This window comes from Microbacterium sp. Bi128, assembly GCF_918698205.1.
The window spans coordinates 1-9,317 of record NZ_CAKKMM010000144.1 but is presented as its reverse complement, the minus strand read 5'-3'; the positions used below and the strand labels follow the sequence as shown (position 1 = coordinate 9,317).

At 63.3% G+C, this 9,317-nt stretch carries 10 protein-coding genes and 1 pseudogene; 4 read left to right on the top strand and 7 right to left on the bottom strand.

The annotated features are described in order from the left end of the window. On the top strand, nt 1-439 hold a 439-nt coding region (locus LQV45_RS12005), incomplete at its 5' end, for a hypothetical protein (protein WP_230007220.1). Between the two features lie 32 nt (nt 440-471). Continuing rightward, nucleotides 472-681 (top strand): hypothetical protein, encoded by a 210-nt coding sequence (locus LQV45_RS12000; RefSeq protein WP_230007219.1) that lies wholly within the window; start codon nt 472-474, stop codon nt 679-681. A 63-nt stretch (nt 682-744) separates the two neighbouring features. Here the strand turns inward: LQV45_RS12000 and LQV45_RS11995 are convergent, their stop codons facing one another. From LQV45_RS11995 to LQV45_RS11975, 5 genes and pseudogenes are all read right to left on the bottom strand, one after another. Then, nucleotides 745-2,001: a hypothetical protein gene (locus LQV45_RS11995; protein ID WP_005054973.1), complete on the bottom strand. Its 1,257-nt coding sequence runs from the start codon at nt 1,999-2,001 to the stop codon at nt 745-747. Beyond that, nucleotides 1,964-3,160, bottom strand: coding sequence for a hypothetical protein (locus LQV45_RS11990; RefSeq protein ID WP_165801300.1), 1,197 nt, complete (start codon nt 3,158-3,160; stop codon nt 1,964-1,966). Before LQV45_RS11990 ends, LQV45_RS11995 begins: the two co-directional genes overlap by 38 nt. Before the next feature lie 216 nt (nt 3,161-3,376). Continuing rightward, complete coding sequence (locus LQV45_RS11985; RefSeq protein WP_005054969.1) at nt 3,377-4,480, bottom strand: hypothetical protein; 1,104 nt, start codon at nt 4,478-4,480, stop codon at nt 3,377-3,379. Then, nucleotides 4,477-6,096 carry an AAA family ATPase gene (locus LQV45_RS11980; protein ID WP_230007221.1) on the bottom strand — a complete coding sequence of 540 codons (1,620 nt, stop codon included), beginning with the start codon at nt 6,094-6,096 and terminating at the stop codon, nt 4,477-4,479. Before LQV45_RS11980 ends, LQV45_RS11985 begins: the two co-directional genes overlap by 4 nt. A gap of 47 nt (nt 6,097-6,143) precedes the next feature. Further along, nucleotides 6,144-6,288 (bottom strand): annotated as a pseudogene (locus LQV45_RS11975) (translation initiation factor IF-2 N-terminal domain-containing protein); the annotation flags it as partial. A 517-nt stretch (nt 6,289-6,805) separates the two neighbouring features. On the opposite strand from LQV45_RS11975, the gene LQV45_RS11970 reads away from it, so the two are divergent. Continuing rightward, on the top strand, nt 6,806-7,267 hold the full coding sequence (locus LQV45_RS11970) for a hypothetical protein (protein WP_005054965.1): 462 nt from the start codon (nt 6,806-6,808) through the stop codon (nt 7,265-7,267). 80 nt (nt 7,268-7,347) lie between these two features. Further along, complete coding sequence (locus LQV45_RS11965) at nt 7,348-8,154, top strand: metallophosphoesterase (protein ID WP_005054963.1); 807 nt, start codon at nt 7,348-7,350, stop codon at nt 8,152-8,154. On the opposite strand, the gene LQV45_RS11960 is transcribed toward LQV45_RS11965, so the two are convergent. After that, on the bottom strand, nt 8,151-8,558 hold the full coding sequence (locus tag LQV45_RS11960; protein WP_043341843.1) for a hypothetical protein: 408 nt from the start codon (nt 8,556-8,558) through the stop codon (nt 8,151-8,153). The two genes, LQV45_RS11965 and LQV45_RS11960, sit on opposite strands and share 4 nt — an antisense overlap. 21 nt (nt 8,559-8,579) lie before the next feature. Next, the gene (locus LQV45_RS11955) at nt 8,580-8,789 is read right to left on the bottom strand and encodes a hypothetical protein (RefSeq protein WP_133177970.1); all 210 of its coding nucleotides are present in this window, start codon (nt 8,787-8,789) and stop codon (nt 8,580-8,582) included. Nucleotides 8,790-9,317: the final 528 nt, after the last annotated feature.

Here is a 9,317-nt window from a genome sequence, read left to right as displayed (position 1 = left end):
CCTCATGAACAGCCGCACCAGCCTCACCATCTACCCCGCCCACGACGAGCAAACCCTGCTCCCGCCGACGCCGATCCTCGTCGACGAGCACTACTTCGTCCGCGCCGGGCTCGAGCAACTCCCCGCCCGCCTCATCGGGTTCAGCCCCGCCGGCGCGCTCGCCATCACGGCGTGGGTTCACGACGTGTTCCGTGCCCCGGAGCTCGCACGCGACCTGTACCCGACTTTCATCATCGCCGGTCGCGTCCAGGCATATCCGATCCCCGCCGCCAGGGTCACCGTGCGCGAGCCCGCCGGCGTCGTCCAGGTCGTGATCACCGACCCTCGCGGCAAGAGATACCGGCCATACCTCGGCGAGGACCGCGACATTGCCGACCGCATCGCCGCGGCCTGGGGCTCCCACCGCGGATACTCCGCCACCGTCCAACCGATCACCTGACAATCACGAACGGAGACACCATGCGCTGCTTGATGTGCGAAGAGCCCACCACGATGTACATCCCCTCGGACGACGTCGACGGCATCGGGCTGCATAGCTGCGGTGTCTGCGGGTTCGAGATCGAAGGCCCCCGCGACGAACCCGCGCATGTCGCCGACCATCGGAAGCTCACTGCAACGACGACCTCGACGACGTGTAGGTTCCCGTTGGAAATGGCCGAGGATGCCGGGAATCCCCGGTAGTTGGCAGTGGCCGAAGGCTCAGGATTCCGTGGGGAATGGCGAATCCCTACAGCCCCACGCCAGTCAGTCCTCGGCAACGCTGTCAGCGGCGTCGAGGCCGGGCAGTGTGAGAGCAGTCGCTTCGATCTCTTGCTGGGGTGCAGGCTCGGGCGGCGCCTGCGCCGGCTTACCGAACCCTGCGATTAGAAGCTCGCTGATGTCGTCCTTCAGAGAGCCAAAGCTTCGCAGGAACGCTGCAATGAGGCTCACGCTTGATCTTGCCGCCGGATCATTGAGTCGAAGCTGAGCCCCCGCAGCTTCTGAGATGTCTCGCCCACGAGCTAGCCGCTCGTGAACGACGAGATCAAACTGTCGAGGCAAGTCTCGGAGCGCGGGCTGACGGCCTAGCCGGATTGCGAGTTCTGCAGCAGAGTCAGCCCACTCCGGCGGTGAGGGCTCAAACGCGCCCATGGCCTCAGTCCGCACCTCGGGCGAGGCCTTCGCCGCCGCGAGCAGTCCACTGATGAACTTGTCGAAGTCGCGCGACAACTGGCGCATGCGCTGAGCGGGCACAACTCCGTCTGCGAGGCGTTCGCGAAGAAAACTTGTGAATGCACTCGGATCCATCGGGCGGACAAATCCCACGATCGTTACGAGGTTGAGTACCCAGATACTGAGGGTCTCTGAAATGAGCCACCGTACCGCGAGCTGTTCGTCATCCTTGACGCCGGGCGTCCAGCGCTGGCAAAGCGTCTCAAGTAGACCCAGGCTCTGCTTCAGTGCAGCGAACGGATCTAGAAACCACACGGTGGAAGTGAGGAACTTGAACGCAGGTCCGAGCGTGGGATCGTCCTTGCTGACTACTTTGACTGTGCGCCGCAGAAGCAGGGCGTTGGGTCCGTGGGCCCCAAGATCTGTGAGTTTCGAGAGATTAAGTGCGGCCTCTCGCGCCTGGAGGTCGTTGATCGATTCGACGCTGACGCGGGAATGGCGGCCCAGCTCCCGGGTTCTGGGCGTCACGCTCGAGGCAACAGTCAGTTCCGCTCGCTCTGCGCCTACCAACTCTTGCAGTCCGCGTAGCCACACAATACGGTCGAGTGGTTTCGGCGCGCTCTTCCCCGTCCCGCTCTTGGACTCGCCAATGGTCCGGTGACTCTCGAGCCCGGGACCAAGCCCGATGGCGAGTAGATCCAGGTCGGTGACTTGGATGAGTTCCGCGCCGTAGTAGCTGATGAGGTCGATGCCTACCCGAGTGAAGTACCCCTCCCAGAACCACACTTGGCCTACGCGGCATTCGAGTCGATCACCGGGGGTTAGCGGGTCGGTCTTGACGGGTGGCACGTTGCAGTTCCTTTCTCAGCTCGAGGATCGCTGATCTCGCGATCTCGTCAGCGGCTCCGAGGTCGCCCGCGCCCGCACGTGTTTGCTCTGGGTTGGTGAACTCGCCTGGAGCTCGGAGGAGGTTCACCGTCGGGTCCGTCGTTCCTGCGGACGTTGATGAGTTCTGAAGCCACGCGAGCCCGCCTTCGACGATCTCCTCCTTCACAAGTTCGAGGTATGCCCGGCCGTGGTCCGTTTCACGGACGCGAACGATGCCGTGCGCCTCAAGCAGGTGGTAGTCGGTGCTGATGTTGCTCGCAGGCCCAACGCTCCCGCGGTTTAGGAGCGCCCGCACGAGGACCACAGGATCGTGTATTCGACCGCCGCTACGTTCCGCTCGTTCATGCCCGAAGAGCATGTGGGCGACAAAAAGCTTGCGCTGATTCAGCGCCTCGGTGGTTGTGAGCCGGTCGTCCTCCGACTCGAGAGTAGGTGAAAAGACATATGTCTGCGCTCCGGATCCTCCCGTCGACTTGACGGTGGCGGCCTGGACGAGTCCGACCTTCTGTGCTGCGCCGAACACGCCGGGGGTCGGTTGCGCGAGGAGTGGAAGTGCGAGGCCGGGGTGTTGCGCTGCCTGTTCACATATGCCGAGAAGCGCGTCGCGCTCGCCCGGGGGAAGGCCACGGAGGAACGACGCGATCTCAATCTGTCCTGACTCCCACACGTAAGGGCTATAAATTACGTCCTCGGCGAGATCGACGGAGTTGACGCGCTTTGTAAGGCCTGTCGCCAGTGCAAGGTTCAGACCGGTTTCGCTGACTTGGTCGTTGAATCCTCGTCGGTGGAGTTGGTCGAGATGTTGGGTGGTCGTCAACGGGGCGAACGATGCGACTTCGATCGAGTGCAGCGTTACGATCTCATCGATGGTCGGGTTGAGCTGCTGTAGAACGCGGTAGGACTGTTCGATGAGGTTCCCGGTTACGCCCAGAAACTCCTGCACCTCGATTACAACGCCTTGTGTGTCCAGCGCGAAGTCTGCAACATTGGCAGCCTTCAGCGCCGGCAGCACGGTCGAGTGAAGTGATTGCCTTCCAATTCCTGCCTGGACGGCGAAAGACTCGAGGGCGGATGCACTCAAGGGGTCGGAGAATCCATGGATGCGGGCGACGAAGTCCATCGCTTCGCCTGCGTGAAGTAGTGACTCGAGTCTGGGTCTCAGAGCCGGGTCGATTGTGCGCGAGGCTTGATGAACCCGCGTCACAGCGCGCCCGAGTCGCCGGTCGGACCTGTTGACGTCCAGATCGGCAGTGGTGCTCTCCGCCATTCGAATCTCCTCACCCGCTACCGAGATGAGCCTACTGATCGGGCGTACGCTCCTCGCAGTGCGCTCGTCTCAATTTGTGGGGAATCGCATTTCGAGCACTCGCTGCCATTTGACGACGTCGGCGGCGTCCTCGGGCCGAAGACTGCGCATGTGTGCCAGACGATTCCGAATCGGCATGATCTGCGCGCTGAACTGTCGCCAGTGAGCGGCGCTCAACCCCAAGTCGCCGATCTGGGAACGGTCCTTTAGTTGGAGCAACTCCCCGAGTGAGAGCCATTCGAGAGGGTCGCGCAATTGCTTGACCGACGTGGCGCCCATGTATGCCGATTCGCTCGCTCGCTCGAGCACTTTTTCCGGAAGGTCGCCGTTCAGGCACTGCGTGCGCCAGTTCTCCGCCCATGCGGCGATTGCGCGCCGACGCACTTCGCGTCGGATGATCCGCTCGATCTTCCAGAGTCCCGAACTCACCTCGGCAAGCTGCTGCTGAGGATCGAGGGCATCCGCGAGAACCTCGTCGAGCGCCTTCTTGAGCGGTCCGAGATGCTTCGGAAAATTCCATGTCCGAGTCGCACCGTCGGGCGCTGTAAGGCTGGAACCATCCAGCGCCTCAAGCTCCCTCGCGTTGAGCAGGCCCAGCGCGCTCTGGCCAATCAGCAGGCTCTCGTACACGACACGATCGAGAGACGCAGCCAGGTCCATACCGAGTTCTGTCAGCGCCCGGCACAGTACGTCGGCCGGGGAGGCGCCGTCTTCAACGCACGTTGGCCACTCGTGAGCGCCTGTGCTCTTGACGACCGGAGCATGCGCCAGGCTGGCGTCGTCAAGGAGCGAACTCCCGACCACTGGAGGGAAAGCAATCCGAGGCGCCCGGGAGAGGAGGATGACCCTGCCGCCGGCCTCGACGTCGCTGAAGACGCGCTCGCGTAGCGCACCCATCTGAGTGGCCTCACTCTGCATCGTGAGCGACTCCATCCCGTCGATCACGACTGTTCCGGTGGTAAGTGGGCCATCTGGCTGCAAGTAGTCCCGGACGCGCGTCACGTTCACCTGCGAAGCCCCCAGAGCGCGGCGGGCTGGCTCGTTGCTCGAGCCCAGCTGCAGGAACACGACGCGGAGTTGCTCCGCTTTTCGGTGAACGCCCAGTATCCAGTCGGAGTAGTCGGTCGCGCTCATACGAGCTCCAGGATCACGCTGACTTCGAACTCGCCGTCCTGTTCGTGAATCAGACCCAGGTCCTTCAGTCGACGAACTGCGACGTGCTCGCTGGATGCGAGTTCCTTGAAGTCGGCTGCACTGTCCATCAGCACGTCCAGCATGACGGCCTCGTTCGCGTAGTAGCGCTTGACGTGTTGGACCATCTCCTCAATGTTGCCTTGGACGCGACTCTTCCAATCATCAAGTTCTGTGAGCACGGAAGCGCGAGTCATCGTACGTTGGAAGACGTCGGTCGGAAGGTGCTGCACGACGGCTGAGCTCAGATTTCGATACAGATAGGCGTGACCACCGGACGCCTCGTGGAGTGCCTCGAGCGCACCAGGTTCGATCTGGATGCCCATCTTGCCGCCGACGGTGCTCGCGAGATCGTCCGCCTCTTCTCGCTCCAGCGGCTTCACGTACACGGCCTTCGCCCAAGAGAAGAGGGGATTCGGTCGACCATACAGTCGTCCACCTTCAACGATGGCGCTTGTAAGGCCGGACAGCACGAAGGTGAAGTTCTCAGACTCCTGCACGATGCTCCTGAGGGCCGATAGCAGCTGCGCAATGCGTGGCATGTCGCCTTCAGCGATATCGATGCGATCCGCTGGGGTCAAGTACTCGATCTCGTCCAGGAGGAGCAGGATCCTATGCCCGTCTTTGTGGAGATGCTTGAGTATCGCCTGGAGAGCGTTCTTCAGGTCGAGGATGCTCGGGCGTTCCTGCAGCTGCGAAAGCTCTTGGGTGCGCAGCTTGTGAGCTTTGAGTTCAGCAATCAGTCGTCGACGCAGATCGCTGACGATGTCGTCGGTGGGGTCTTCCGGCGGAGAGGGGAAGGCCTCCAGGTCCATGAGGACGGTCACCACTTTGTCCTCTTGCAACTCCTCCTTAAGCTGCATGAGGATGCTCGTCTTGCCCGACTTCCGCAGTCCGAAGACGCCTGTGACTCGCTGGTTGAACACGTCGTCACGCATCGACTGCAGCAGTGTCCTGCGGCCGAAGAAGCTCGCGCCATACACGGGAGTCGTCATGTAGAAGAGGTCTCGGGCATAGATGTAGTCGCGAAGAAGGGTAATTAGCGAGAGTTCGTCTTCGTCGTCAATCAAGAGCGGGATCGCTAGTTTCGCGGGGCGCGACCAGTCGTTCAGTTTGATCTGTAGACGCCGATCGGGCGACCACATGAAGAAGATGTCCGGAGTGATGGAACGATCGGCGCCACCGAGCTCGCGGGCCGCAGCCTGGAAGGTCCGGCCCTGGAGATCCTCATGCGGACTGTAGAAGATCATCACCTCGCGGGTAAACCCAAACCCGGCCTCGATCGCTCCACTGAATCGCACATGGACGATCGCGCAGTCCCTGAAGCCATCCTGACGGCAGAACCCCGCGTAGACCACCTGGGAGCCAAGACTTCGCAGAGCGTCGATGTGGTCACGCAGGACCGGGTACTTGTATCGAACGCGCTCGACGTTTGCCAGCAGGTCTGGGTGCTGGGGCGCCGCCACAGCGCCCGATCGCCAGCCGAACTGTCGAGTGGATGGTGCGGTCGGATCGAATCCCGGCCGATCGACATGCGGGTCTACGTGCTCACGTCGCATCGGCGATGGCCGAGGCGAACCGGGTCGAGGGGGTCGGGCACCGAACGACGCCCTCACCTTGCGAGCAACTGGAGCTTCTATCGATGAAGACGGGCTCTTGACGAACTCACCAAGTTCTCGCAGACGGACCAAGACGGCCTTTGCGTCGACTCCCAGTTCGGCGGCGAGCTCGTGCACTCGCATCTTCGCCATCTGTTCTCCGCTCGTGGTCACTTGGCCCGCTGTGTCTGCCAGGGGCTGTGCATTACCGGCGAAGCCGGGTTGCCAGATCAGTCTGTTGCATGCTGCAGACACCGGCTGCGATGACACGGCTCGATATATCAGTCGCCGTCCGCCGTCCCACCGAGGCGGCGCGCCTTGAGCAGCACGTTCATGTGCCTCGGGTGGGCTACCCATTGAGTTGTGATCGGTCCAGCGCGTCGAGTGAAATGGCCTTCCACCGGCTGCTAGGCCTTGCTGGGCCTCGGGCCAAACGGGGTCCAGGCCCATGCCCGCGACGAACGTCACGCAGCGCTGGATGTCGATGAGGTCTTCTGGGGCCGCTTTCAGCCGCTTGAAGTGTGCGATGCCATGAGGCGAGCATCTCACGACGGGCGAGACTTCCTGAGCGAGAGCAACCACTCGACTCGAACAGGCTCTGACCCAATCAGTGGACACAAATTCACCGGTGTGAGAGACTACTCCGTTCGCCAAACGAAGGGTCTGGCCGATGTCACACTCTGACGGCAACACGGACTGGGGGCGGATCATCCGCGACATGATCGCGCGTAGCACCGACTCTGCCCCCACCGAGCCCGGGGTCTACCGGATGCCGTGTGGGAACTGCTACGTCGACTTCTTCCTCGCCTCGGACGGCACCGAACGGTGGCTCGTCCCAGGCGATGAGCGCAGCTACACCCGCGACACCGTGGCCATCGCTCGCCACGGCGAGCACCCGTGGGAGCGGATGTACACCCTCGGCCATGCCGCCGCCGAGATCCGCCGCCGCGCGACCGCCGACGGCACACCCGTTCTTGTCCTGATCGATGAGCTGGCAGCGGTCGCCGCCACGGAGGATGCGGCGGAAGACGAGGAAATCGCCCGTATCGCCCGGGAGCGTCCCGCCGACAGTGCGGAGGTGGCGCGCTCCGATCTCGCCCGGAAATTCGGGATCGATCTCGACGAACTCTAGGAACATCTAGCGGTGTCTACCGAAACGCTAGACACCGCTAGATTCTGCTAGACATCCGTCACATGCGAGGAGCGTTAGCCGTGAGTGAGTATCCGTGGTTCGACTTCGACCGAGTCGACTACGTCACCGCGGACACCCACTTCAGCCACGCCCGGATCAGCGAACTCGCGGACCGTCCATTCACCACCGTCAACGAGATGAACACCGAGCTCATCCGCCGCTGGAACGAGACGGTCGCCCCGACAGATGTGGTGCTACATCTCGGGGATGTCGCGCTCGGGCCGATCGAGGAATCGATCACCCTCACCGCGCAGCTGAACGGTCACCGGTACCTCGTCCCCGGGAACCATGACCGGGTCTCACCAGCGACACAGTCCAGGAAGGCGATCGAACGGTTCGCGCCGCTCTACGAGGCGGCCGGGTGGACGATTCTGCCGGAGGTCATCGAAGGCACCCGGCACGGCTACCGGATCCTCGCATCCCACTACCCGTACAAGGGCGACTCGCAGGAGTCGGACCGACACACGTCGCACCGGCCCCGCTGGGACGATGGGATCCCGCTGTTGCACGGTCACACGCACGCACGCGACCACGGCCCGAATGGGCACCAGTTCCACGTCGGCGTCGACGCCCACGCATACGCGCCCATCCCGTTCACCGTCATCGACGAGTGGGTCCGGGGCCTACCGGATGTCGAGCCGTGGCTCGATGTGGCGGTCCGTGAAGCCCGTCAACTCCTCGCCAACCTCGACGCCACCGAAACCTCGAACTCCGACGCGATGTTCTACACGATGGGCTACAACGAACTGCGCGTCGCGCTGGAGGAACTCCTCGGCGCGCTCTACTCTTCCCACCCCGACTCCCCCGGGAACACCGCCAAGGCTTAGGACTGCCTCGGACGCGCTTTCGGCGCGGGCGACGGTATGAACAGTTCGCCTGCCGCGGGGCCGGATCGGAGGGTCCGCGGTTCTCGTCGGAAGCGGATCCATCCACAACGCTGCCAGTGCACCATCGTCAGGTACCGCGGCGACGACGACGTCCAGGCAGCCTGATGCTCCGCGGCGCTGAGATCGTGCGACGCGAGCTCCGGGAATACTTCCCGGAAGGTCGGGGATTGGCCGTGTTCGCGGGCGTAGCGATGGAGGAATGTCACAGCGCGACGCGCCCACACCGGCGCCGTCTCGTCAGCGGTGAGTTCAATGAACAGCGGCGCGAGGTGAGGTGCCGACCACGGCTTGTCCTCCCGGCCTGAGTCGGCCGACACCACGCATTCCTTGCCCTCGACCGTCATCGCAGAGATCCCACCCCGGACTCAGCTCCGGTCACGGGTGTCGTCGGGTGCGCGTTGCGTGTCGGCGGGACCCGCAGGCTCCTCGCCCTGATCTCGTCCTCCAGCTCGGCTGCTGGATGAACCCGCATCCATGACTGCCTTCAGCGCCGTGGTGTACTTCTCTCCTGTCACCTTCACGCGTTCCCGCGCGTCGTGCCGCAGCCGACTGGAAGTTCGTTTCTTCTGCGTCATGCCGACGTCCTTCGCGTGTCTGGAATTCGAGTATTCGTCGATGGCTCGACGGGAGTGCTGCGACGGAGTCCGTGAGCCTGTGATGGGCCCCGCGGGGCGGGCGGGTCAGATCGTTGCCTGCCTGCGTCCGAGGTAGACCCGTTGATGCGCGCCCCGCGTGGGCGGACCGGGATGCCGGCGCTATGCAAATGCCGGTTGATGGTCATCTCGCTACAGCCGGCGAGCTGCGCGATCTGTGCGATGGTCCAGTGCTTCGTTTCATAGTGATCGCGGAGCCAACGGGGGTCGAGGTCGAAGGTGCGGGGTCGTCCCCTTCGAGTCCGGGTGCCCGCGTCGGCGAGAATGCGACCCACTGTCTGCCGAGACACCCTCGTGTCTGCGGCGATCGTGTAGGTGGAAGCTCCCGCCGCGTACACCTGCGTCAGCCGGTCTGGTGGCATGGCTTCTGTCGCTGTCGCTCGTGCCGGCCGGATGGGCGGCCACGACGGCGCGATCTGGGGTCCGACTTCCGGGAGCTGAGGGGTGGGT